The following is a 24,434-nucleotide window of genomic DNA, read 5'->3' on the forward strand; positions in this document are numbered from 1 at the left end:
TACGGCGGCCGGGCCCGCTCAGGCGCCCGGCACCAGCAGGTCGCGGTGAAAGAAGTAGACCTCCTGCAGCAGGAAGCGCCAGCGGGTCTGGAAGCTGCGGAAGCGGGTGCTCGGGGTCGAGGACGCCAGCGCGTCGATCTGCAGCTCGCGGCACAGCCGCAGCGCCCGCGCCATGTGCAGCGGATCGCTGACGACGATCGCCCGGTGCAGGCCGTGGCTGCGCATCAGCCCACGCGCCTCGAGCAGGTTCTGGCGGGTGGTACGCGAGACGGTCTCGATCAGGATCGCGTCAGCCGGCACGTCGTGGCGCAGCGCGTAGCGGCGCGCCACCTGCGATTCGGCGAAACGCGCGCCGTTGCCGCCGAAGCCGCCGGTGAAGATCAGGGTCGGCGCATAGCCGCGCTGGTACAGGTCCAGGCCGTGGCGGATGCGTTCCTCGAACACCGGCGAGGGCTTGGCGTCGTAGGCGGCCGCGCCGAGCACGATGATCGCGTCGGCCGGCGCCGCCTGGTCGCGGTCGCCGACCCAGACGATGTAGATCGCCACGCCCAGCAGCCACAGGCCCAGCACCGCGGCCAGCCGACCGAGCCAGCCCAGCCAGCCGCGCCGCCGCCGCGGCTTCAAGCCGCGCCCCACGGCAGGGCGTCGAGATCGACGTTGCCGCCGGACAGGATCAGCCCGACCCGGCGCCCGGCGAAGCGCTCCGGCTGCGCCAGCACCGCCGCCAGCGCGATCGCCGACGAGGGTTCCACCACCTGCTTGAGCACCTGCCACAGCAGCCGCATCGCCGCCACGGTGGCGGCGTCCTCGACCACGATCGTCTCCGCCTGGCCATGCAGCAGCGCGAAGTTGGGCGCGCCGAGGGTGCCGCGCAGGCCGTCGCAGACCGTGTCCGGAACGAAGTCCACGCGCAGCGCGCCGGCCGCCAGCGAGCCCGCGGTGTCGGCGGCGCCGGCCGGCTCGGCCAGCAGCAGGCGTGCCTGCGGCGCCAGCGCCGACAGCGCCAGGCGGCTGCCGGCGGCCAGGCCGCCGCCGCCGACCGGCACCACCAGCAGGTCGAGCGGGCCGCTGGCGCCGAGCAATTCCAGGGTCGCGGTGCCCTGGCCGGCGATCACCGCCGGATCGGTGTACGGATGCACCAGGGTCGCGCCGGTCTGCTGCTGCACCTGCGCGCACATCGCCTCGCGCGCTGCGATGCCGGCTTCGCAGCGCCACAGGGTGGCGCCGTCGCGGGCGATGTTGGCCAGCTTGGCCGCCACCGCGCCCTCCGGCACCACCACGTGGCAGCCGATGCCGCGGCTACGCGCGGCCTGCGCCAGGGCCGCACCGTGGTTGCCCGAGGAATGGGTGACCACGCCGCGCGCGGCCTGGGCCTCGCTCAGCGCCCACACCGCATTGCAGGCACCGCGGAACTTGAACGCGCCGCTGCGCTGCAGGTGCTCGGCCTTGAAGAACAGCGTCGCGCCGGTCGACGCGTCCAGCGCCCGCGAGCGCAGGACCGGCGTCACCTGGGCATGCGGCGCGATCCGCGCGGCGGCGGCGGTCACATCCGCGAAAACGGGCAGTGAAGATGAGAACATGCGTGAAAGGTTAGCGTATCGTCCCAAGTTCGCGGTGTCGCGGGCTGCCAAGGCAACACAGCCGTTGCACGCGACTTAAGCGTTCAATCAACGACGAAGCGGGTTAAGGGGGCATTCAATGCAACACGCCGAACCTGTCGGTCAGCCTCAGGGAGAGGATTCGCCATGAACATGCGCCTGATCTTGGCCGCTGGATTGCTGGCCACGCTGAGCGGCTGCGCCACCTACGACTACGCCGACAGCGGTGGCGGCTATTACCGCGGCGCCCCCTCGGTCGAATACCGCTATCCAGACGGCTACTCCGATGGCTACTACGCGCCTTACGGTGCCGTGCCCTATGGCTATGGCGCCGGCTATTACGGCTATGGCTACTACGGCTACGGCGGCCCTTACTACTACCGCGACTACTACGGTCCGCCGCGGCACCGTCCGCCGCCGCGCCCGCGGCCCGACGACAACGGCCGCCCGCCGGACCGTCCGCCGCCGGTCATCGGCGGTGGCGGCGGCCGGGTCAAGTCGCCGTGGCGCGACCTGGACCGGCTGCGCCGTCCCGATGCCGCCAACGCCGGCCCACGCCCCCAGGCGATGCAGCCGCGTCCGCAGTCGATGCAGCCACGTCCGGCCAGCGCGCCGCGGCCGGCCGCCCAGCCGCGTCCGGCCGCGCCCCGGCCTGGCAATCTGGGTCGTAGCAATGGGACGAAGCGCACACTAGAGCCCTAAGAAAAGGCTTGATTTCACGCAGGCACAAGACGCACTCTACGTCGTACGGGGTGACCGCCTGCGTCGCTTTATGACCCGAAGCGATCGCCCCACCGTCTATGTCGATGTCCGACAGGGAAATCTGGATCCCCCCTGTTCCGGCCCTGTCGGGCGTCGGCGCCTAAAACGAAAAGCCCCGGTTCGCCGGGGCTTTTCGCGTTCGGGCCTTGCGGTTGCTGGCATCGGACCCGAATCGCAGGCATAAAAAAGGGCCGGCAGTCCCCCGACTACCGGCCCCCAGCTCCCCCAACGTGCGCGTGACTGGCCCCTGTTCCAATTCCAGTCGTACGCCCCTGACGCAATGCCACGTTGGGTGCAGTAGGGATATCTGCAGACTACGTGCCAACTTTAGGGCCGAATCCGTAAACTGTGATGCGAACTCCAAAAATTCTGTTTTCCGGCGCGCGCCGTCCCGCGCACGCCCCCATCCCGGTCCGCGCGACCGGGCGGACGAATACCCGATGAGCGATTCCTTCTACCGCTACGACGTCATCGTGATCGGCGGCGGCCACGCCGGCACCGAAGCGGCGCTGGCCTCCGCGCGCGCTGGCGCGCGCACCCTGCTGCTGACCCACAACGTGGAGACGGTGGGCGCGATGAGCTGCAACCCGGCCATCGGCGGCATCGGCAAGGGCCATCTGGTCAAGGAGATCGATGCGCTGGGCGGGGCGATGGCGCATGCCGCCGACCTGGCCGGCATCCAGTGGCGCACGCTCAATGCCTCCAAGGGCCCGGCGGTGCGCGCCACCCGCTGCCAGGCCGACCGCAACCTGTATCGCGGCGCGGTCCGGCGCCTGGTCGAGGCGCAGCCCGACCTGACCCTGTTCCAGGCCGCGGTGGACGCGCTGATCGTGGAGGGCGAGCGCGTGCGCGGCGCCGTCACCCAGACCGGCCTGCGCTTCGAGGCGGCGGCGGTGGTGCTGACCGCCGGTACCTTTCTGGCCGGCAAGATCCACATCGGCCAGACCCAGTACGCCGGCGGCCGCGCCGGCGACCCGCCGGCCACCGCGCTGGCGCAGACGTTGCGCGACGGCCGCTTCGGCGTGGACCGGCTCAAGACCGGTACCCCGCCGCGCATCGACGGGCGCAGCCTGGACTACGCGGCGATGGAGGAGCAGCCCGGCGACGATCCGCTGCCGGTGATGTCGTTCATGGGCGAGCTCGCCCAGCATCCGCGCCAGGTCTCGTGCTGGATCACCCATACCACCGAGCGCACCCATGACATCATCCGCGGCGCGCTGGACCGCTCGCCGCTGTACACCGGCCAGATCGAGGGCATCGGCCCGCGCTACTGCCCGTCGATCGAGGACAAGGTGGTGCGCTTCGCCGAGAAGGCCAGCCACCAGATCTTCGTCGAGCCGGAAGGCCTGGACGTGGCCGAGATCTATCCCAACGGCATCTCCACCTCGCTGCCGTTCGACGTGCAGCTGGAGCTGGTGCGCTCGATCCGCGGCTTCGAGCGCGCGCACATCACCCGTCCCGGCTACGCGATCGAATACGACTTCTTCGACCCGCGCGGGCTGAAGGCCTCGCTGGAGACGAAGGCGATGCCCGGGCTGTTCTTCGCCGGCCAGATCAACGGCACCACCGGCTACGAGGAGGCGGCCGCGCAGGGCCTGATCGCCGGGCTCAACGCCGCGCGCCAAGTGCGCGGGCTGGAGCCGTGGACGCCGCGCCGCGACCAGGCCTACATCGGCGTGCTGATCGACGACCTGATCACCCACGGCACTACCGAGCCGTACCGCATGTTCACCAGCCGCGCCGAATACCGGCTGCAGCTGCGCGAGGACAACGCCGATGCGCGCCTGACCGGCATCGGCCACGACCTGGGCCTGGTCGGCGAGGCGCGCTGGGCGCGCTTCCAGGCCAAGCAGGAGGCGGTGGCGCGGGAGAACGAGCGGCTGCGCGCGCTGTGGGCCACGCCCGGCAATGCGCTGGGCCGCGAGGTCGCCGCGACGCTGGGCGTGGCGGTCAGCCGCGAGACCACCGTGCTCGACCTGATCAAACGCCCGGAACTGGACTACGCCGCGCTGATGCGGGTGCCGTCGCTGGGCCCGGGCGTGGACGACGCGCAGGTCGCCGAGCAGGTCGAGATCGGCATCAAGTACGCCGGCTACCTGGACCGCCAGCGCGACGAGATCGCGCGCCAGCAGCGCCACGAGGACACGCCGATCGCCGAGGCGTTCGACTACGCGCAGGTGCGCGGGCTGTCGGCCGAGGTGCAGCAGAAGCTGCAGCGCGTGCGTCCGCAGACCGTGGGCCAGGCGCAGCGCATTCCCGGCATGACCCCGGCGGCGATCTCGCTGCTGCTGGTGCACCTGGAGCGTGCGCGGCGCAGCCGGGTGGCGTAAGCGGCGGCGGTGTGCAGGATGCAGTGCAGCGGCTGCCGGGCTAGGCCGGCAGCCGCAAATTGATGAGCGCAATGGCTCCTGATGGGGTATCGCCTGCTGCAGGCGGTGAAGCTTTAGCTTTTATTTTTACTCCTCGTCCTCGCCATCGTCTTCATGGCGCGAGATGCTCTGTTCGACTTCCTCGAGCGTCGCTTCCGCCGTCTTGAGCGTTTCAGCAGCATCCACCGCGATCGCGGCGGCCTGTTCTTCGCTGATAGCTCCGGCTTCGAGCGCCTTGATCGCCTTCTCGACGCAAGCGATTTCCTCAGGCATCGGATTCAACACATTGCTCCGCAGCATGGCAGTCTCTTCGCCGAGCGGCAGTTCTTCATGCTCGTCGGCGTCCAGATTGTTCCGCCGGATGCTTTCGTTGTTAATGGCCGTTGCCTTATCCAGTAACTCCAATGCGTCGTCCTGGACTGCATGCAGATCGTGTACCAGATCGACCAGCGTTTCGTACGAACTCTCTTCCGTCTTCATACCTTGCCTCGACTCCAGGGCACACCGCACCGAAACGGCACAGGCTTCGCTGCCCTGGGATCCGAGTCTATCCATGGAATTTTTGCATTGCACACATGAGTAAACACATGAAGTTTCCGCTGTAAATCGGGCACTTGGCGATCACCCCAAGCGCTATGGGACACGCACTGCGCCACCACAACATTTGGTGATGCTTCGACGCGGTAGCGCGACTTGGACGCGTGCGTTCGCGCCGAACACGGCCACCGGACCCATGCAGAACGGCAGCAGAGTGCGCAACGCGCAGGCGACCGGGCGCGTTCGCTGGTCTCGCGCTACGCGCCAGAAGGCCCCATGCGCGGGCTGGCTGGCATCATCGGACGTGCTGCCGTCATTGGCGCGGTGCGGCGGAGCCGCCGCCGTCGCATCCGCGCCGCCGCCCGGCACGGCGTACAGCGCGACCCGGTTGCTGTCGTCCTGCAGGCACAGGGCGATCAGCGCCTGCTGTGCGGCGTACGGTGACCGCCGTGCGTCCAGCACCTGCAGGTCCTCGTCCACGCCGGCGCGGTGGCGCGCCCCTCTCCCAGGCCGCAGCATCGCAGCGCGCAGCCCGGATCGCGTGGAGCCGCTGCCGCATTCCTGCCTTGCAACCGGCCCGCTTCTTCGTCACCTTGTCCACGCGGGACTTTCGCTATTGAAGGGCGTGTGCAGGTGCCGACCGAGCCGACGCAGATCACATGACGATGCGCAGAAGAACGGGATGCATGTGAAAAAAACCGGCTTGGGGGCTGGCGGCGACGACTGGGTGGCGCGAAACCTCCCCGACCAGGCGCAGTGGCCGCGGGTCCAACGCCTGCTGCGGTTCGGCGGGCTCGCCTGCATGGCGCACGGCCTGGCATGGACGGCGTACTACATCACGCATGGCATGAGCGCACTGGCGCTCGTTCTCTTTTCGGTCATGTTGATGGGCACGGCCTGCCTGTACATGTCGCGCAGGCTCGATCGCGTTTCCCTCGTCGCCATCGCGCATCTGCTGCTGATCATGACGGTGTTCGCCAGCCTGGCCGATACGCCGACCGCGGCGGCGGCGCGATCGACGCATCTGTTCCTTCTGCCGATCGGTGCAGCCGCCTTTTTCCTGTTCCGCAGCGAAGGGATCTACCTGCGCTGGGCATTCCCGGCGCTGTGCTTTGCGTTGCTGATCGCGCTGGCCATCATCCCTGGCAGCCTCGGCGTTGCGCTGAGGCTGATGCCGGAGGAGATCCGCCGGATCGGCCATGGCCTGAACACCGCGACCGCGATGATCCTGACCGCCGGGGTGTTGGCCATCTTCAGCGAGGACATCAAGGTGCGGCTGGACCAGCATGCGGCGCTGGTCCGCGCGCTCGCGCACGATGAGTTGTGCGCCCACCTGCAGCCGCAGGTGTCGGCGCGCGGACGGCTGGTCGGCGCGGAAGTGCTGCTGCGCTGGAATCGACCGGGCTATGGATTGCAGCCGCCGGCCGAGTTCATCCCCCTGGCCGAAAGTACCGGGCTGATCCATCAGATCGGCATGTGGGTGCTGGAACAGGCCTGCCTGCAGCTGAAAGCCTGGTCGCGGCATCCCGGCACCGCGGATCTGGTGCTGTCGGTCAACGTCAGCCCCTTGCAACTGGTGTCGGCGAGCTTCGTCGAAGACGTGCGCGGCGTGGTGGGCCGGATCGGCGCTCCGGCGAACAGACTCCGTTTCGAGATCACCGAGTCGGCGCTGGCGAGCGACCTGCCCTTGGTCACCGCGAGGATGAACGCGCTGCGCGAGGACGGGATGTCGTGGTCGCTGGACGACTTCGGCACGGGTTTCTCTTCGCTGTCGCTGCTGCAGGCGCTGCCGCTGGACGAACTGAAGATCGACCGGTCGTTCGTCCGTGGAATGACCGCAGACGGCAACCAACGCGAGCTGGTGCGCAAGATCATCGAGATCGCGGGCATCCTGGGTATCTCCACGGTCGCCGAAGGCGTGGAGACGGAGCAGCAGCATGCATGGCTGGGCGAGATGGGATGCACGGCGTACCAGGGCTATCTGTTCGGCCGCCCGGTCGCCGCGGATACGTTTGCGCAGGCCCATCTGGGCACGCTGGTTTCGCCACCGGGCGTTTCCCACGGGGACGCCGACCGCGGTCCATTCCGCGAGTAGCAAGCTGCGCAAGCCTGCGCTGCCGTCAGCGCGCTACGCGTCTGTGGGAGCGACTTCAGTCGCGACGGCCTTCCCGGCAACGCCCGTCGCGACGGAAGTCGCTCCCACATCGCGCATCCGCGTGGGCTGACTCGAACCTGCGCGGCCCCGCGCTCAGCGGCTCGCCGCGGCAGGGGCTGTCGCGCTCGCATCCGCGCCGCCGCCCAGCACGGTGTACAGCGCGACCCGGTTGCTGTCGTCCTGCAGGCGCAGGGCGATCAGATCCTGCTGTGCGGCGTACAGCGAACGCTGCGCGTCCAGCACCTGCAGGTAGTCGTCCACGCCGGCGCGGTAGCGCGCCTCGGCCAGCGTGTGGCTGCGTCGCACCGCGTCCACCAGCGCCTGTTGCGCGCTCAGCTGCGCCGCGAGGTGGTCGCGCTGCGCCAGCGCATCGGCGACGTCGCTGAAGGCGCTCTGGATGGCCTTCTCGTATTGCGCCACGGCGATGTTCTTGCCGATCTTCGATACGTCCAAGGAAGCCTTCAGCGCGCCGGCGTGGAAGATCGGCAGCGCGATGCTGGGCACGAACGACCAGGTCCGCGAGCCCGCCGCGAACAGCGTGGACAGCGCGTCGCTGCTGCGGCCGGTGGAGGCGGTCAGCGAGACGGTCGGGAAGAACGCCGCACGGGCGGCGCCGATGTCGGCGTTGGCCGCCTTCAGCGCATGCTCGGCGGCGAGCACGTCGGGACGCTGCAGCAGCACCGTGGCATCCAGTCCCGCCGGCAGCGGAGCCAGGGCCACGCTGCCGTCGAACGCATCGGGCCCGGCCAGCAACGCGGCGTCCACCGGCGCGCCGACCACCAGTTGCAAGGCATCGCGGGCCTGGGCGAGCTGGGTGGCATCGCGCGCCACATCGACGCGGGCCGCTTCCACGCTGCTCTGGATCTGCGCCAGGTCCAGCCCGGAGCCGATCCCGTTGTCGTGCTGGGCGCGGCTGCGCCTGAGCGTCTGCTCCTGGCTGTCCAGGGTCTGCTGCGCCAGGGCCAGCAGTTGCCGGTCGGCACCGACCGCGAGCCAGTCGTCGGCGATCTGGCCGATCAGGCTCAGGCGCACGCTGCGTTGCGTTTCGGCACTGGCCAGCCAGGTTTCCAGGGCCTCGTCCTTCAGGCTGCGCACGCGGCCGAACAGGTCCAGTTCCCAGCTGCTGATGCCGACCTGCAGCGTGTCGCTGCTGCCGATCTGCGCCTGCCCGGTGTCGCTGGCGCTGGCGCTGGTCCGCTGGCGGCTGTTGCTGGCATTGGCATCCAGCGAAGGCGCCAGCGCGGCGCGCTGGATCCTGTACTGCGCGCGCGCCTTGTCGATGTCGAGCATGGCCACGCGCAGGTCGCGGTTGTTGTCCAGGCCCAGGGCGATGACCTGGCGCAGACGCGGATCGAGGAACACCGCGCGCCAGTCCGGCATCGCCAGCGTGGCGCCGGCCGCGGGCGGGGCGCTGCCCGCGGTGTCGAACTGCAGCGGCACCGGCGGCGCCGGGCGCGTGTAGTGCGGGGCCATGCTGCACGCGGCCAGCGCCGCGCAGCAGGCCACGGCCAGCAAGCGGAACGACCGGGTGCTCATGGCGTGGCCTCCAGCGGCGGATGCTTGCTGCCGGGAAACACGCTGCGCACGATGACGTAGAACAAGGGCACGAAGAACAGGCCCAGGGTGATCGAGGCCAGCGTGCCGCCGGTCACGCCGGTGCCCAGCGAATGGCGCGCGGCCGAGCCGGCGCCGTGACTGAACACCAGCGGCAGCACGCCGAGCAGGAACGCCAGCGAGGTCATCAGGATCGGCCGCAGGCGCATCTGCACCGCGTGCAGGGTGGCCGCCAGCAGGCTTTCGCCGCGCTGCTCCAGCTCGCGCGCGAACTCGACGATCAGGATGCCGTTCTTGGCCGCCAGGCCGACCGTGGTCAGCAGGCCGACCTGGAAGTACACGTCGTTCTGCAGGCCGCGCACGGTCATCAACAGCGCCGCGCCGAACACGCCCACCGGCACCGCCAGCATCACCGCGAACGGGATCGTCCAGCTCTCGTACAGCGCCACCAGGCACAGGAACACGAACAGCAGCGAGATCGCGTACAGCGCCGGCGCCTGGTTGGCCGACAGCTTCTCCTGGTAGGCCATGTCCGACCACGCATAGCCGAAGCCGTGCGGCAGCTGCTTGCTCAGTGCGGCCATCGCGTCCATCGCCGCGCCGGAGCTGACGCCCGCCACCGCCTGGCCGGTGAGTTCCATCGCCGACACGCCGTTGTAGCGCTCCAGCGCGGCCGGCGCGCTGGTCCAGTGCGAGGTGGTGAAGGCGGACATCGGCACCATGTCGCCGCTGGCGTTGCGCACCGTCCAGCGCTGCAGATCCTGCGGTGCCATGCGCGCCTCGGCGTCGCCCTGCACGAACACCTTCTTGATGCGGCCCTTGTAGATGAAATTGTTGACGAAGTCGCCGCCGAGCGCGCTGTTGAGCGTGGCGTTGATGTCGCCCGGGTCCACGCCCTGCGCCTGCGCCTTGTCGTCGTCGATCTTGACCGCATAGACCGGCGCGTCCTCCAGGCTGGCGTAGCGCACGTCGCGCAGCCTGGGATCCTGCCCGGCCAGGCGCAGCAGCTTGTCGCGCGCGTTCACCAGGGCGGCGTGGCCGGCACCTTCGTAGTCCATCAGTTCGAAGGTGAAGCCGGAGGCGTCGCCGAGCCCGCTGATGGCCGGCGGCGAGGTCACGAACAGCTCCGCGTCGGGCACGTCGGCCAGGGCCTTGTTGAGATGCGCGGCGATGGTGTCGGCGTCGTCCTCGCGGTCGTCCCAGTCCTTGAGGCGGACGAAGGCCATGCCGACGTTCTGGCCGGCGCCGGTCACGCTGAAGCCGGCCGAGGACAGCACCGAGCGCACGCCCGGCTCGTGCAGCGCGGCCTTGGTCAGGCGGTCGGTCACCGCCAGGGTCTGCTCCAGGGTGGAGCCGGCCGGCAGCTTGACCAGCACGTTTAGCATGCCCTCGTCCTCGTCGGGCAGGAACGCGCCGGGCAGGCGCCACAGCAGCACGCCGGTGACGCCCAGCAGCAGCGCGTAGGCGAGCAGGCCCAGCGCGCGCCGGCCCAGCACCCGCTCGACCAGCGCACGGTAGCGCTCGGACAGAGCACGGAAGCGCGTGTTGAACCAGGCGAAGAACCGGCCGAGGCGGCCGTGCGAACCGATCGGTTCCTCGCCCTGGTGCAACGGCTTGAGAATGGTCACGCACAGCGCCGGGGTCAGGGTCATCGCCACCAGCACCGACAGGATCATCGAGGCGGCGATGGTGATCGAGAACTGCCGGTAGATGACCCCGGTGACGCCGTTGAAGAAGGCCATCGGCACGAACACCGCGGTCAGCACCAGCACGATGCCGACCAGCGCGCCGCCGATCTGCTGCATCGAGCGCAGCGTCGCCTCCTTCGGCGGCAGCCCTTCCTGGCTCATGACCCGCTCCACGTTCTCCACCACCACGATGGCGTCGTCCACCAGCAGGCCGATCGCCAGCACCATCGCGAACATGGTCAGGGTGTTGATCGAGTAGCCGAACGCGGCCAGCACGCCGAAGGTGCCCATCAGCACCACCGGCACCGCGATGGTCGGGACCAGCGTGGCGCGCCAGTTCTGCAGGAACAGGTACATCACCGCCACCACCAGCAGCACCGCCTCGATCAGGGTGATGACCACTTCCTTGATCGAGGTGGTCACGAACGGCGTGGTGCTGAAGGCGATGTGGTAGGTGTAGCCGTGCGGCCAGTACTGCTTGAGCTCCTGCAGGCGCGCGTCGATCGCCCTGGACGTTTCAACGGCGTTGGCGTCGGCGTTCAATTCGATGCCGAGCGAGGCCGACGGCTTGCCGTTGAAGCGGGTGATGCTGTCGTAGGTTTCCGGACCCAGGCCGATCCTGGCCACGTCGGACAGATGCACCGCCGCGCCGCCGGGACCGCTCTTGAGCACGATCGCGCCGAACTGCGCCGGCGTGTGCAGGCGGCTGCGCGTGGTCACGGTCGCATCCAGGCGCTGCCCGCGCGGCGCCGGCTGGCCGCCGATCTCGCCGGCCGACACGTCGGTGTTCTGCGCCTGCAGCGCGTTCTCCACGTCCGAGGGCATCAGCGCGTACTTGCGCAGCTTCTCCGGATCCAGCCAGATGCGCATGGCGTACTCCGAGCCCATCGGCTGGATGTTGCCCACGCCGCTGACGCGGCTGATCTGGTCGTCGATGTTCGATTCCATGTAGTTGGCGACATCGAAGTTGTCCATGCTGCCGTCGTCGGAGGTGAACGCCACCACCTCGAACAGCGAGCCGCTGGACTTGGTGATGACGATGCCGTTCTGCTGCACGTCCTGCGGCAGCACCGACATCACCGACTGCAGCTGGTTCTGCACCTGCACCTGCGCGGTGTCGGCATTGGTGCCGGTCTCGAACACCAGGTTGACCTGCGCGGTCCCGTCCGAGGCGCTGGTCGAGGTCATGTACAACAGATGGTCCAGGCTCTGCTGCGACTGCTCGATCAGCTGGGTGACCGTGTTCTCCACGGTCTGCGCCGAGGCGCCGGTGTAGGTGGCGCGCACGGTGATGGTCGGCGGCGCCATCTGCGGATAGCGCTCGATCGGCAGCGCATGGATGGCCAGCATGCCGACCAGGACGACGACGATGGCCATGACCCAGGCCACCACCGGGTGGTTGACGAAGAAACGCGACATGGCAGCTCCTCAGTCGGCCTGGGCGTCGCCCGGCACCGCGGGCGCGGCCTCGAGCTGCGCGGCGCTGACCGCATACGGCACGACCGGTTTGCCGATCTCGGCGCGGCTGCCGTTGACCACGATCAGCCGTTCGCCCGGCTTGAGTCCGGCCTGCACCACCCAGTCGTGGCCGACCGCGTCGCCGGTGCGGATGCGGCGCTCCTCGACCCGGTTGTGCGCGCCAAGCAGCTTCACCAGCGGATCGCCCTTGGCATCGCGGGTCACCGCCTGCTGCGGCACCAGGATCGCGTTCGGGTCGCTGGCCAACGGCAGCAGCGCGCGCAGGTACATGCCGGGCAGCAGCAGATGCTGCGGATTGGGCACGACCACGCGCAGGGTGACCCCGCCGGTGCCGGGATCGACCGAGGTGCCGACGAACTCCAGCGTGCCCGGATGCGGATAGAAGCTGCCGTCCTCCAGGCGTACCCGCACCGAGATCTTGCCGTCGGCCGCCTTGATCTGGCCGGCATCGAGGCGCTCGCGCAAGGCCAGCATCTGCGTGCTGGACTGGCTCACGTCCAGGTAGATCGGGTCCAGCCGCTGGATCTTGGCCAGCGCCGCATCCTGCTGCGCGGTCACCAGCGCGCCGGCGGTATAGGCCGAGCTGCCGATGGTGCCGGAGATCGGCGCCGTCACCCGGGTGTAGTCGAGATTGATGCGCGCCGCCTGCAACGACGCCTGCGCCGCCACCACGTTGGCTTCGGCTTCCTGCAAGGCGGCCTGCGCGTCGTCGGCGTCCTGTTTGCTGGCCGCGTCCTGTTCGACCAGGGTGCGGTAGCGCGCGGCCTTGGGACGCGCCGCGACCACGGCGGCCTGGGCCTGCGCGAGCTGCCCGCGCGCCGTGTCGTGGGCGGCCTGGTACGGCGCAGGATCGATCTGGTACAGCACCTGCCCGGCCTGGACTTCCTGGCCTTCGGTGAACAGCCGTTGCCGCAGCAGACCGTTGACCTGCGGTCGCACGTCGGAGACTTCGTAGGCCACGGTGCGCCCGGGCAGCGACTGCTCCACCGGCAAGCTGTGCGGGGTCAGCGCGAGCGTGCCGACCTTGATCGGCGGCGGCGGTTGCGGCGCGGACGAACACCCCGCCGCCATCGCGAGCGCGACGACGGAACCACAGAGAATGAAACAACGAGGCGCGGCGAAAGCGTCGAGCATGGGGGTCAAATCGTGGGGGTGGGAAGATCGAAGCGCGCAACGCTACACGAAATGTATTCCCGCGATATATCCGCACGAAAACCGCAGTCAGCTGCCACTACAACTTGCGCGTGCGCGCAGAAAGATTGACGAAAGATTCGTATTGCGGGCGATACGTTGGTATCGCATCGGGATACGGATATTCCAGTCGCCGCGTCGTGTTTGCGGCACGTTTTCAACCCGTTGCCGGGCGCGCTGTTGCGCTCGCCGATGGCAGCGCCATTCGCTGCCGATACCAAGACGCACCCTCGATCCCGAGCAACACGCACCACCTTGCGCGTGCATGGAAAGGAGAGATGGAAGAAGTGAGCTGGGGCGACACGCCAGCGCGCGCAAGAGCAGGCGTGCGGCTTGTATCTGTCAGCGCCAACGCAGCCTGCCGGAGAATCGATGACACGCCCTGGCGAACACACGTGGCGATGCGGAAATGACAGGGACGCGACAGTGAAGGAGCCGCCGATGCGATCGGCGGCGCGCTGCGGCGATCGGCGCAGCAGCGAGGAATGTTTTTCGGCAGCGCGTCGTGCAGGACGCGCTGCCGCGCGACTCAGTCCTCGTCCGCCGCGGCCTCGCGGCCCTGCTGACGGATGATCGCTTCCTGCCGCGCATCCTCGATCGAGTCGCGCACCGCGCGCACGTCGGCGCGGCGGGTGTCGAAGACGAAGCGGCCGCTGAGCGCGCTGTCCGGGCGCAGTTCGCCCTTCTCGTACAGCGCCCACATCTCTTCGCCGTAATGGGTTTCGTTGAGCTCCGGGGCGAAGCGGCCGAGACAATCGCGCAGGTTGTGCACGTCGCGCAGCAGCATGTCGCGTGCGGCGTTGTTGCCGGCGGCGCTGACCACCTGCGGGAAGTCGATCACCACCGGGCCCTCGGCGGCGACCAGCACGTTGTACTCGGACAGGTCCCCGTGCACCAGGCCCAGGCACAGCATCTTCACCACGTCGCCGATCAATTGCATGTGGAACGCGCGCGCCTGCTCCGGCTCCAGCTCCACCTCGCCCAGCCGCGGCGCGCTCTGCCCGTCGGCATCGGTGACCAGGTCCATCAGCAGCACGCCGTGGAAGTAGCCGCGCGGCTGCGGCACGTGCACGCCGGCGTCCACCAGCTGGTACAGGGTGTTGGCCTCGGTGTCCTTCCACGCGGCTTCCTGCTCGCGGCGGCCGAACTTGGTCGCCTTGCCCATCGCCCGCGCCTGGCGGCTGCCGCGCACCTTGCGGCCCTCCTGGTACTGCACGCGCGCCTGGAAGCTGCGCTGCGCCATGTCCTTGTAGACCTTGGCGCACAGCACCTCGGCGCCGGCCTGGACCACGTACACGGCGGCCTCCTTGCCACTCTTGAGCGGGCGCAGCACGCTGTCGATGACGCCATCCTCGATCAGCGGCTGCAGGCCCTGGGGGGTTTTCATCGGACGCGGGGCACCTTGGGGGAAAACACGATTATGGCCCAACCTTGCGTGCATGCCGGTCGACAACTGCGGCATGGCCGGCCGCCAGCGGAGTAAAGTGGCACCCGCGATCGCCGCCACGGCGGCCGCAGTCGGCAATCCACAGTGCAATCGTCCAGAGGGTGTCATGAGCAAGGGCATGGATCAGAAGAAGAGCGACAAGAAGCAGCCGACCAAGACGCTGAAGGAAAAGCGCGCGGCCAAGAAAGAAAAGAAGAAGTAGCAAGCGCCTCCGGCGAGCTCGCGCGACGGGCTCGCCGGAACGTGGCCGCAGACGCGGCACGCCGCAGCAGGGCCGGCTCTTCACAGATCCGGACGCGGCGGCCCGATGCGGATCCCGGTGGCGCGTGAACGACCGTGCCGCGCCCTCGCGCACTGCGATCGACCCATCCCTGCATCGGCCCGGCCACCGCGCAGACGCCGCGGTCCGCACATGCGTTGCCGCCCGCATGGGTCCACCCGCCGTCCACGCCGCTGCGTTCCACCGCGATCTGCGCCTCGCCGCCCTCGCACTCGCCCCAGCCGTCGGTCGATCTGCCGCACGCCGATCGGCGCCTCGCCGCGACCGATGCCAAATTCGCACATCGGTGCGATAATCGACCAGACCTCTCGGAATGCGCCGTCGTCGGTGCCGCCCGCCAGGACGGCGGCGCGCTGGTGTCGCCGTCGCGTTTCCCGGCGCAGCGGCAGGCCACGGAAGACGCCTTCCGCTGCGGTCAGGACCCGTCCGTTTCCCTAGCCGTCTGACGGAACGCCCGGGCACACCGCCGTCGCGCAACCGCGCGCGGTCACGGAGTCTGCAGAGGAATACGCAACGTGAATACGCAATCGGATGTCTCGGTCCTGGGCCGCGGACTGCTTTGGGTGGTCGGCCTGTTGCTGGTGCTGATCGGCGGCGTGCTGCTGGTCGGCGGCCTGCGCCTGGCGACGGAGGGCGGCAGCTGGTACTTCCTGCTGATGGGGCTGGCCACGCTGGCCGCCGGCATCCTGGTGATCGCGCGCCGGCCCGCCGGCGCCGCGCTGTACGCCGCGGCCTTCGTCGGCACGCTGGTGTGGGCGCTGTGGGAAGTGGGACTGGCGTTCTGGCCGCTGGTCTCGCGCCTGGTCGCGCCGGCGGTGCTGGCGCTGTTGGTGGCCCTGCTGTGGCCGACCCTGCGCCGCAGCCGCCGGCAGCCGGCCGGGCGCGGCGCCTATGCGCTGTCGGCGCTGCTGGCGGTCGGCCTGGCCGCTACCGCGGGCTATGCCTTCGTGCCGCGCCCGGTCGTGCAGGCCAGCGCCGATGCGCCGGTCACGCCGGTGGCGCCGGGCACCGCGCAGAAGGACTGGATGCACTGGGGCAACACCGTGGCCGGCACCCGCTTCGCCGCGCTGGACCAGATCAACCGCGACAACATCGGCCAGTTGCAGGTGGCGTGGACGACCCGCACCGGCGACGTGCCGACCAGCAACGGCTTCGGCGCCGAGGACCAGGCCACGCCGCTGCAGATCGGCGACACCGTGTATGTCTGCACCCCGCACAACCAGGTGTTCGCGCTGGATGCCGACAGCGGACAGAAACGCTGGTCGTTCGACCCCAAGGCCACCGCGCCGAACTGGCAACGCTGCCGCGGCCTGGGCTACTACGACGCAGACAGCGCAGCGACCGCAACCGCGGCCGCCGGCGACAACCTGATGCCGGCGCCCGCTGCTGCAACGCCAGCGGCGACACCGGCGCTGTGCCGCCGCCGCATCCTGATGAACACGGTCGATGCGCGCCTGTTCGCGCTCGACGCGCAGACCGGCACGCCCTGCGCCGACTTCGGCCAGGACGGCGTGGTCGACCTCAAGGCCGGCATGGGCGAGGTCAAGCCCGGCTTCTACACCCTGACCGCAGCGCCGCTGATCGCCGGCAACCTGATCGTGGTCGGCGGCCGCGTGGCCGACAACATCGAGGTCGGCGAGCCCTCGGGCGTGGTCCGCGCCTTCGACGTGCGCAGCGGCAAGCTGGTGTGGGCCTGGGACCTGGCCAAGGAAACCCCGGACACTCCGCTGGATCCGAACATCCACTACACCCGCGCCACCCCGAACGTGTGGACCTCGATGGCCTACGATCCGGCGCTGGGCCTGATCTACCTGCCCACCGGCAACACCACCCCGGACGCCTGGGGCGGCGAGCGCACGCCGCAGGACGACAAGTACAGCTCCTCGATCGTGGCGTTGGACGTCGCGACCGGACGCGTGCGCTGGCACTACCAGACCGTGCGCCACGACCTGTGGGACTACGACCTGCCGGCGCAGCCGACCCTGGCCGACGTGCCCGACGGCAAGGGCGGCACCGTGCCCGCGCTGCTGCAGGTGACCAAGGCTGGGCAGATCTTCATGCTCAATCGCGCTACCGGCCAGCCGCTGGCGCAGGTCCAGGAGGTGGCCGCACCGCAAGGCAAGGCCGACGGCGAGCGCTACGCAGCGACCCAGCCGCTGTCCACCGGCATGCCGCAGATCGGCACCGCAAAACTGACCGAGGCCGACATGTGGGGCGCCACCCCGATCGACCAGATGCTGTGCCGCATCCAGTTCAGGCAGATGCGCTACGACGGCATGTACACCCCGCCGGGCGAGGACCTGGCGCTGCAGTGGCCGGGCTCGCTGGGCGGCATGAACTGGGGCAGCGCCGCGCTGGACCCGACCACCGGCTACCTGTTCGTCAACGACATGCGCATCGGCCTGTGGACGAAGCTGATCCCGCGCCGGCAGATGGAGAGCCAGAAGGCCGGCGGCGTGGAGATGGGCGCGGCCTCGCAGACCGGCACCCCGTACGGCTCGCTGCGCGACCGCTTCGTCTCCAAGCTCGGCATCCCGTGCCAGAAGCCGCCGTACGGCACCCTGTCGGCGATCGACCTGGCCACCCGCAAGCTGGTCTGGCAGGTGCCGGTCGGCACGGTGCAGGACACCGGCCCGCTCGGCATCAAGATGCGCCTGCCGATCCCGATCGGCATGCCGACCCTGGGCGGCGCGCTGGCCACCCAGTCCGGCCTGCTGTTCTTCGCCGGCACCCAGGACTACTACCTGCGCGGCCTCGACAGCCACACCGGCAAGGAACTGTGGAAGGCGCGGCTGCCGGTCGGCAGCCAGGGCACGCCGATGACCTACGTTTCGCCCAGGAGCGGCCGCCAGTACATCGTGGTCACCGCCGGCGGCGCGCGGCAGTCGCCGGACCGCGGCGACTACGTGATCGCCTACGCCTTGCCCGGCAAGCACTGAGACCCGCCTGGAACCGGCCGGCGCGCGCCGGCTCCGCCGCGCCGGGAACACGGCCGCCACGCAGGCGGCCGTGCAGCGCTTACCATGACGGGGTATCCGATGGATTGCACGCTCACCTGATGGCCGATTCCCCCGCTTCCGCAGGCCGGCGCAAGGCCGGCGCCGGTTCGCCGCCCGCCGAGCGCGGGCTCACCCACGAGCTGATGCAGCAGATCGACGGGCTGCAAGGCGACCCGGACTTCATGACCTCGCTGGCGCGCGGCCTGGCCGTGCTCAGCGTGTTCGCGCTGCATGCGCGCGAGGTCACCATGTCGCAGATCAGCACCGAAACCGGCATTTCGCGCGCGGCGGTACGGCGCGTGCTCTACACCCTGGGCAAGCTCGGCTACGTCGGCGAACAGGGCCGCGGCTACGTGCTGCTGCCGCGCGTGCTCGGCATCGGCGGCGCCTACGTGGCGTCCTCGTCGATGACCGCCGCCGCGCAGCCGGTGCTGGACGCGCTGCGCGACGCGGTGCACGAATCCTGCTCGCTGGGCGTGCTCGACGGCGACGACCTGCTGTACATCGCCCGCGCCGAGACCGTGCGCATCATGTCGATCGGCCTGCGCGCCGGCAGCCGGCTGCCGGCCTACTGCACCTCGATGGGCCGGGTACTGCTGGCGGCGCTGCCGCACGACACCCTGGAAAGCTACCTGGAACGCAATCCGCTGCGCCCGCGCACCGAACGCACCGTCACCGGGCAACGCGAGTTCCTGGAGACGCTGGCACGCGTGCGCCGCGAGGATGTCTCGCTGATCGACCAGGAACTGGAGATCGGCCTGCGCTCGATCGCGGTGCCGGTGCGCAACCGCCGCGGCGAGGTCATCGCCGCGCTCAACATCGGCACCCAGGCCGGCCGCGTGACCCTGCAGGCGATGCAGACGCAGCTGCTGCCGCCGCTGAGGGACGCCGCGCAGCGGCTGGGCGGCTTGCTCAGCTGAGGCAGCGCACGCGCCGGGTGCGACGCCGGTAACGCCGAGCGCGAGGCGCAAACCCGGGCCGTGCGGCCGCACGGTGCGGGCGCGAGCGGCGCAAGGACGGCGACGGCTGCGGGCCGCTCGATGCGGATGCGGGCGCAGACCTTGGCACAGCTGCAGGATGCGGCGCGGCGCGCGACGCACTGCACCGCGCCATTGCCACGCTCAGCGCGGCCGGCGCAGGAACCCGACCACCGCATCCACCCAGGCCGCATGCGCGTCCTCGACATGGGCGACGTGGTCGGCATGCGGCAGCGTCACCCAGCTGCGGTCCCAGCTGCGCAGGCGTGCATACAGGTGCGCGTTTTCCTGCTGGGTGGCGAGCGGATCGTCGACGCCGCGCAGCAACAGCACCGGCACCGCCTGCACCTGCTCGGGACGGTAGGCGAACTGCTCCTGCGCGCGCCAGTCGCTGCGCACCGGATCGGCGGCCAGCGCCTGCGCCACATAGGCCGCGCGCACCGCCGGCGGCGCGGCGCCGGCGGTGACGAAGTCCGAGCCGGCGGCCTCGGCGGTGGTGCGCGCACGCGGCGGCTTCGCGGGCAGCGCCTCGGCCGCGAGCGGCACCTCGACATCGTCGGGAAAGCCGTACAGCACCAGCGCCGACAGCGCCTGCGGTTGCGCCTGCGCGACCAGCAACGCGACCCGCGCGCCGTTGGAATAGCCCAGCAGCGCCGGCGGCGGCAGCTGCGGGTGCTGGCGCGCGATCCAGGCCAGCACCTCGCCGACGTCGGCAACCGCGCGCGCGGGCGTGTTCCAACCGCTGCGGTCGCGCGCGCTGGCACCGTAGCCGCGCAGGTCCAGCGCGTAGGCGGCATAACCGGCACGCGCCAGCGCCGCCAGCACCGACCGCGCATCGGCCGGCTCGCCCGGCACCTGCAGGTCGAAGTTGGGCAGCGAACTCCAGGTGCGGCCGTGCACCAGCAGGATCGTGCCGCGCGGCTGCGCCGGCACCCGCGACCAGACCGCGAGCGCCTGGCCGTCGTCGGCGCGCACCTGCACCATGCGCGTCCCGGGGCCGGGCTGCGGTTGCGCCTGCGCGGCGATGCCGGAGAGCAGCAGCAGGGCAAGGCAGGCGCTTCGGAATGGCATGGCAGACCTCGCGAAAGAAAGGGGGGCATGGCGCGGAGCCACGTCCGGCCCATTGCCCGCATCTTGCCACGGCGGCCTGCGCCGTCGCGCCGGTCGATGAGGTACGGATTACGGTGTGGGAGCGACTTCAGTCGCGAAGGGCTTTACCGGGAAGTCCCGTCGCGACTGAAGTCGCTCCCACAAAATGCGGCGTTGCGCCGCCTCAGCCCTCGGCCGCCTGCTCTTCCAGGATCGGCTTGGCCAGCGCGAAGGCGTGGTTGGCCGCGGGCACGCCGCAGTAGATCGCCGCCTGCAGCAGCACTTCCTTGATCTCGTCCGCACTCACGCCGTTGTTGCGCGCGGCGCGTACATGCAGCTTGAATTCCTCGTCGTGGCCGAGCGCGACCATCATCGCCAGGGTCAGCAGCGAACGCGTGTGGCGCGGCAGGCCGTCGCGGGTCCAGACCGTGCCCCAGGCGGTGCGGGTGATGAACTCCTGGAACTCGCTGGTGAAGTCGGTGCGCGCGGCCAGCGAGCGTTCCACGTGGTCTTCGCCGAGTACGGCTTTGCGGACCTGCAGTCCGGCGTCGTAGCGTTGTTTTTCGTCCATGGGGTTTCCGTTGTGATGGCGGGAGAATGCAGCGTCGGGTTCGCTGGACGGCGGGTTATCGGCAAGCTGCGGAGCGGACTGCGTGCTAGGAAGCCTGCAGAAACTCGATCAGGCATTGGTTGAACGCCTGCGCGGACTCCACATTGCAGATGTGGCGGCCGGGCACCTGCGCGGCGCGGCCGTCCTGCACCGCAGCGGCGATCTCGCGCAGGTCCTGCGGCGGGCACACGGGATCGTCGTCGCCGGCGATCGCCAGCAGCGGCACCGCCAGCGCGCCGAGCCGGCCGCGGAAATCGGCGCTGGCCACGGCGTGGCAGCATGCCGCATAGCCTTCGGGCGAGGTGGCGAGGAAGGTGGCGATGATCTCGTCCAGCCGCTGCGGACACCGCGCGGCGAAGGCCGGGGTGAACCAGCGCTCGCGCGTCGCCGCCGCCAGTGCAGTCAGGCCCTCGGCCTGCACCTGCGCGATGCGTGCGCGCCAACTGTCCTCGCTGCCGATCTTCTGCGCCGTGGCGCTCACCACCAGGCGCTCCAGGCGTGCGCCGGCGTGCAGGCCCAGCCACTGCCCGGTCAGGCCGCCGATCGACAGCCCGCAGAAATGGCTGCGTTCGATCCGCAGCGCATCCCACAGCGCCAGCACGTCGCCGCCGAGATCGTCCACGCGATAGGGGCCGGCCGGCACGCCGGAGCCGCCATGTCCGCGACGGTCGTAGCGCAGCAGGCGGTAGTGCGGCGCCAGTGCGTCGATCTGCGCGTCCCACATGTGCAGGTCGGTGCCGAGCGAATTGCAGAAGGTCAGCCAGGGCTTGCCGGCGCTGCCGTCGAGGCGGTAGTGCAGGCGATGGCTGGGCAGATCGAGAAACGGCATGGCGGCTCCGCGGAATCCAGTTGCACAGGCTCAGCCGTTGGCGAGCACGCGGTCGATCCAGACATCGGCCATGCCGCGCCAGCTGTCGGCGGCGAACAGCGCCTGCAATCGGTTTTCATCCAACACCGCAGTCACCCGCGTGTCGGCGGCCAGCACCTCGCGCAGGTGACGGCCGTGCTGCAGTGCGTGGCGCGCGGACTCCTCCACCAACGCGTGCGCGGCGGCCTTGCCCAAGGTGGCGGCGAGCGCGACCGACACCGCCTCGGCGTAGAGCAAGCCGCCATGGCTGTCCAGGTGCGTGCGCATGAGCGCGCGGTCCAGTTCCAGGCCCTCGATGACGCTGCGCATCTGCGCCAGGCTACCGGCGCTCAGGCGCACGATCTCCGGCACCGTTTCCCACTCGGCATGCCACTGCCCGGCGGCGCGTTCGTGCGGCTGCGGCAACGCCGCGTACAGCGTGGACACCAGGCCGGGCACGCGCGTGGCCGCGGCGATGGCGGCCACGCAGCCCACCGGGTTGCGCTTGTGCGGCATCGCCGAGGAGCCGCCCTTGCCGGACGCGGCCGGCTCGAAGGCCTCGGCCACTTCCGACTGCATCAGCAGCACGATGTCGGTGGCGATCTTGCCCAGGGTTCCGGCCAGCAGCGCGAACGCGCTGCCGATCTCGACGATGCGGTCGCGCGCGGCATGCCAGGGCAGCGCCGGCAGCGGCAGCCGCAGCGCCTGCGCCAGGGCTTGCGCCACCGCCAGCCCTTGCGTCTGCAACGAGGCCAGGGTGCCGGCGGCGCCGCCGAACTGCAGCACCAGCGCGTCCTCGCGCAGCGCCTGCAAGCGGCGCTGCGCGCGCTGCAGCGCATCCAGCCAGCCGGCGGCCTTGAGTCCGAACGTCACCGGCACCGCCTGCTGCAGCAGCGTGCGGCCAGGCAAACCGGTGTCGCGCTCGCGCTGAGCGAGCGCATGCACGGCATCGCACAGCGCCGCCAGCTTCGGCTGCAGCGCATCCAGCGCGGCGCGCAGCTGCAGCACGCTGCCGGTGTCGATCGCGTCCTGGCTGGTGGCGCCCCAATGCACCCAGCGCGCGGCGGACGCATCGGTCGCCTCGACCTGCGCGGTCAGCGCCTTGACCAGCGGGATAGCCGGGTTGCCGGCCAGCGCGGTGGCCTGGCCGAGCGCGGCCAGGTCGTACCGCTGCGCCTGGCAGGCCGCCTGGATCGGCGCGACCGCCGCATCCGGAATCACCCCGCAGCGCGCCTCGGCCAGCGCCAGCGCGGCCTCGAAATCGAGCATGCCCTGCAACCGCGCGGTATCGTCGAACAGCGCATCGATGTCGGGGTCGCCGAACAAGGGGCTGAGCAGGGAAAGGCTGGAACTCATGGATGACGTCTCTGCGGGTCGTGCCGGCGCATCGGGCCGGCCAAGGGTAGCGCCAACGCGATGACGGGATGCGCGGACTGCACCCGCCGCCGCTGTCGCCTGTCTGCAGGAACGGCTTCAGCCGCGCCCGGGCGTTTCCAGGAAAGCCCCGGTCGCGGCTGGAGCCGCTCCTACACAAAGCGGGCGCTCAGTAGCTGAAAAACACGGTCTCCTGCTCGCCCTGCATGCGCACGTCCCAGGCGTAGTGCCCCGGCGCGGTGCGCTGGGCCAGCAGCGTGCCGCGCCGTTGCGGCGGCACCAGCGCCAGGATCGGGTCTTCATCGTTGCTGGCGGCATCGGCGAAGTACAGCCGGGTGGACGCGGCGCGCAGCAAGCCGCGCATGAACACCAGCACCACCAGGTGCGGCGCCTGCGGCGCACCCTTGGGCCCGGCCACCGTACCCGGCTTGATCGTGCTGAAGGAGAAACGGCCATGCGCGTCGGTCGGCACGCGGCCCCAGCCGTGGAACGCCGGATCGTGATCGTCGTGGCGCGGGTCGTCGCGATGCGCGTAGATGCCGGCGGCGTCGGCCTGCCAGATCTCCAGCACCGCATCGGCGACCGGCACGCCGGCGCCATCGAACACCGTGCCGCTCACCTGCACGCGCTCGCCGCGCGCCGCGGCCGGCGCGATCTCGGTGCGGTACAGCGGCTCCAGGCCCAGGCGGTAGTACGGGCCGACGGTTTGCGAAGGGGTTGCCTGAAAACTCATGGTGTCACTCCCAGACGGTCTGCTTGCGGCCGCGCAGCACGATGTCGAACCGGTAGGCCAGCGCGTATTCGCTGATCGCGTTCTCCCAGTCGAACGCCGACACCATCCGCGCCTTGGCCTTGTCGTCGTCCACGCAATTGAAGATCGGGTCGTAGGCCAGCAGCGGATCGCCGGGGAAGTACATCTGCGTGACCAGGCGCTGGCCGATGCCCTCGCCGTGCAGCGAAAAGTGGATGTGCGCCGGACGCCAGGCGTTGTAGTGGTTGCGCCACGGATAGGCGCCGGGCTTGATGGTCTTGAAGCGGTAGCGGCCGTGTTCGTCGGTCAGCACCTGGCCGGTGCCGGTGAAGTTGGGGTCCAGTGGCGCGTCGTGCTGGTCGCCGGCGTGCAGGTAGCGCCCGGCGGCATTGCACTGCCAGACCTCGACCACGCTGTTGCGCACCGGCTGGCCGTTCTCGTCGAGCACGCGGCCGGAGACGACGATGCGCTCGCCCAGCGGCTCGCCGGGAAAGCCGGCGGTGAGATCGGCGGCATGCGCGCCCAGGGTGATCCGGTCCAGTGTGGGCCCGGTGATTTCCGACAGCGTCGCCGGGATCGCGATCGGGTCGCGGCTGGGGCCGCGGCGCACGGTCGAGGCATAGGCAGGATGGATGTACGCCGGCTGCGTGCCCGGATACGGCTTGCGATAGCCGAGCAGCGCGTCGTTGGTGGAATCGCTCATCTTGCTCCTTCCGGTGGCTCCGCA

At 70.2% G+C, this 24,434-nt stretch carries 20 protein-coding genes; 6 read left to right on the forward strand and 14 right to left on the reverse strand.

The window, feature by feature from the left end:
• Positions 1-18 precede the first annotated feature (18 nt).
• Positions 19-636 carry a YdcF family protein gene (locus tag H9658_RS14220; protein WP_179570927.1) on the reverse strand — a complete coding sequence of 206 codons (618 nt, stop codon included), beginning with the start codon at positions 634-636 and terminating at the stop codon, positions 19-21.
• Positions 621-1,580, reverse strand: a complete 960-nt coding sequence (locus tag H9658_RS14225; RefSeq protein WP_191825823.1) for a pyridoxal-phosphate dependent enzyme — start codon at positions 1,578-1,580, stop codon at positions 621-623. Before H9658_RS14225 ends, H9658_RS14220 begins: the two co-directional genes overlap by 16 nt.
• A gap of 165 nt (positions 1,581-1,745) precedes the next feature.
• Here H9658_RS14225 and H9658_RS14230 point away from each other — a divergent pair, with 165 nt between their 5' ends.
• Both H9658_RS14230 and mnmG read left to right on the forward strand, forming a co-directional pair.
• Positions 1,746-2,300: a hypothetical protein gene (locus H9658_RS14230; RefSeq protein WP_179570929.1), complete on the forward strand. Its 555-nt coding sequence runs from the start codon at positions 1,746-1,748 to the stop codon at positions 2,298-2,300.
• A 500-nt stretch (positions 2,301-2,800) separates the two neighbouring features.
• Complete coding sequence (gene mnmG, locus H9658_RS14235) at positions 2,801-4,690, forward strand: tRNA uridine-5-carboxymethylaminomethyl(34) synthesis enzyme MnmG (protein WP_191825824.1); 1,890 nt, start codon at positions 2,801-2,803, stop codon at positions 4,688-4,690.
• Between the two features lie 126 nt (positions 4,691-4,816).
• Here mnmG and H9658_RS14240 read toward each other — a convergent pair whose 3' ends face one another.
• Both H9658_RS14240 and H9658_RS23320 read right to left on the reverse strand, forming a co-directional pair.
• A complete protein-coding gene (locus tag H9658_RS14240) occupies positions 4,817-5,209 on the reverse strand; it encodes a hypothetical protein (protein ID WP_191825825.1) in 393 nt (130 codons plus the stop codon).
• Positions 5,210-5,362: 153 nt separating this feature from the next.
• Positions 5,363-5,746 (reverse strand): hypothetical protein, encoded by a 384-nt coding sequence (locus H9658_RS23320; protein WP_406848132.1) that lies wholly within the window; start codon positions 5,744-5,746, stop codon positions 5,363-5,365.
• A 202-nt stretch (positions 5,747-5,948) separates the two neighbouring features.
• On the opposite strand from H9658_RS23320, the gene H9658_RS14250 reads away from it, so the two are divergent.
• Entirely contained in the window at positions 5,949-7,361 is a 1,413-nt protein-coding gene (locus tag H9658_RS14250; RefSeq protein ID WP_225209976.1) for a putative bifunctional diguanylate cyclase/phosphodiesterase, read from the forward strand.
• Between the two features lie 153 nt (positions 7,362-7,514).
• Here the strand turns inward: H9658_RS14250 and H9658_RS14255 are convergent, their stop codons facing one another.
• From H9658_RS14255 to H9658_RS14270, 4 genes are all read right to left on the reverse strand, one after another.
• Positions 7,515-8,957, reverse strand: coding sequence for an efflux transporter outer membrane subunit (locus H9658_RS14255; protein WP_191825826.1), 1,443 nt, complete (start codon positions 8,955-8,957; stop codon positions 7,515-7,517).
• The gene (locus H9658_RS14260) at positions 8,954-12,082 is read right to left on the reverse strand and encodes an efflux RND transporter permease subunit (RefSeq protein WP_191825827.1); all 3,129 of its coding nucleotides are present in this window, start codon (positions 12,080-12,082) and stop codon (positions 8,954-8,956) included. Before H9658_RS14260 ends, H9658_RS14255 begins: the two co-directional genes overlap by 4 nt.
• A gap of 9 nt (positions 12,083-12,091) precedes the next feature.
• Positions 12,092-13,213: an efflux RND transporter periplasmic adaptor subunit gene (locus H9658_RS14265; RefSeq protein ID WP_225210003.1), complete on the reverse strand. Its 1,122-nt coding sequence runs from the start codon at positions 13,211-13,213 to the stop codon at positions 12,092-12,094.
• Positions 13,214-13,862: 649 nt separating this feature from the next.
• Positions 13,863-14,720 carry a PA4780 family RIO1-like protein kinase gene (locus H9658_RS14270; RefSeq protein WP_179570936.1) on the reverse strand — a complete coding sequence of 286 codons (858 nt, stop codon included), beginning with the start codon at positions 14,718-14,720 and terminating at the stop codon, positions 13,863-13,865.
• A gap of 52 nt (positions 14,721-14,772) precedes the next feature.
• Between H9658_RS14270 and H9658_RS14275 the strand changes: the two genes are divergently transcribed.
• From H9658_RS14275 to H9658_RS14285, 3 genes are all read left to right on the forward strand, one after another.
• The gene (locus H9658_RS14275) at positions 14,773-14,982 is read left to right on the forward strand and encodes a hypothetical protein (RefSeq protein WP_179570893.1); all 210 of its coding nucleotides are present in this window, start codon (positions 14,773-14,775) and stop codon (positions 14,980-14,982) included.
• Between the two features lie 593 nt (positions 14,983-15,575).
• A complete protein-coding gene (locus tag H9658_RS14280) occupies positions 15,576-17,999 on the forward strand; it encodes a membrane-bound PQQ-dependent dehydrogenase, glucose/quinate/shikimate family (RefSeq protein ID WP_191825829.1) in 2,424 nt (807 codons plus the stop codon).
• Positions 18,000-18,118: 119 nt separating this feature from the next.
• Positions 18,119-18,979 (forward strand): IclR family transcriptional regulator domain-containing protein, encoded by an 861-nt coding sequence (locus H9658_RS14285; protein WP_179570938.1) that lies wholly within the window; start codon positions 18,119-18,121, stop codon positions 18,977-18,979.
• 201 nt (positions 18,980-19,180) lie between these two features.
• Here H9658_RS14285 and H9658_RS14290 read toward each other — a convergent pair whose 3' ends face one another.
• The 6 genes from H9658_RS14290 to pcaH form a co-directional block, all read right to left on the reverse strand.
• Positions 19,181-20,107 carry an alpha/beta hydrolase gene (locus H9658_RS14290; protein ID WP_191825830.1) on the reverse strand — a complete coding sequence of 309 codons (927 nt, stop codon included), beginning with the start codon at positions 20,105-20,107 and terminating at the stop codon, positions 19,181-19,183.
• 202 nt (positions 20,108-20,309) lie between these two features.
• Positions 20,310-20,696, reverse strand: coding sequence for a 4-carboxymuconolactone decarboxylase (gene pcaC / locus H9658_RS14295; protein ID WP_191825831.1), 387 nt, complete (start codon positions 20,694-20,696; stop codon positions 20,310-20,312).
• A gap of 85 nt (positions 20,697-20,781) precedes the next feature.
• Complete coding sequence (gene pcaD / locus H9658_RS14300) at positions 20,782-21,564, reverse strand: 3-oxoadipate enol-lactonase (RefSeq protein ID WP_179570940.1); 783 nt, start codon at positions 21,562-21,564, stop codon at positions 20,782-20,784.
• A 30-nt stretch (positions 21,565-21,594) separates the two neighbouring features.
• Positions 21,595-22,938: a 3-carboxy-cis,cis-muconate cycloisomerase gene (locus tag H9658_RS14305; protein WP_191825832.1), complete on the reverse strand. Its 1,344-nt coding sequence runs from the start codon at positions 22,936-22,938 to the stop codon at positions 21,595-21,597.
• Positions 22,939-23,125: 187 nt separating this feature from the next.
• Entirely contained in the window at positions 23,126-23,689 is a 564-nt protein-coding gene (gene pcaG / locus H9658_RS14310) for a protocatechuate 3,4-dioxygenase subunit alpha (protein ID WP_191825833.1), read from the reverse strand.
• Positions 23,690-23,693: 4 nt separating this feature from the next.
• Positions 23,694-24,410 (reverse strand): protocatechuate 3,4-dioxygenase subunit beta, encoded by a 717-nt coding sequence (pcaH, locus tag H9658_RS14315; protein WP_191825834.1) that lies wholly within the window; start codon positions 24,408-24,410, stop codon positions 23,694-23,696.
• Positions 24,411-24,434 lie beyond the last annotated feature (24 nt).

The sequence above is a fragment of the Xanthomonas bonasiae genome (assembly GCF_014836395.1).
Taxonomy (GTDB): Bacteria; Pseudomonadota; Gammaproteobacteria; order Xanthomonadales; family Xanthomonadaceae; genus Xanthomonas_A; species Xanthomonas_A bonasiae.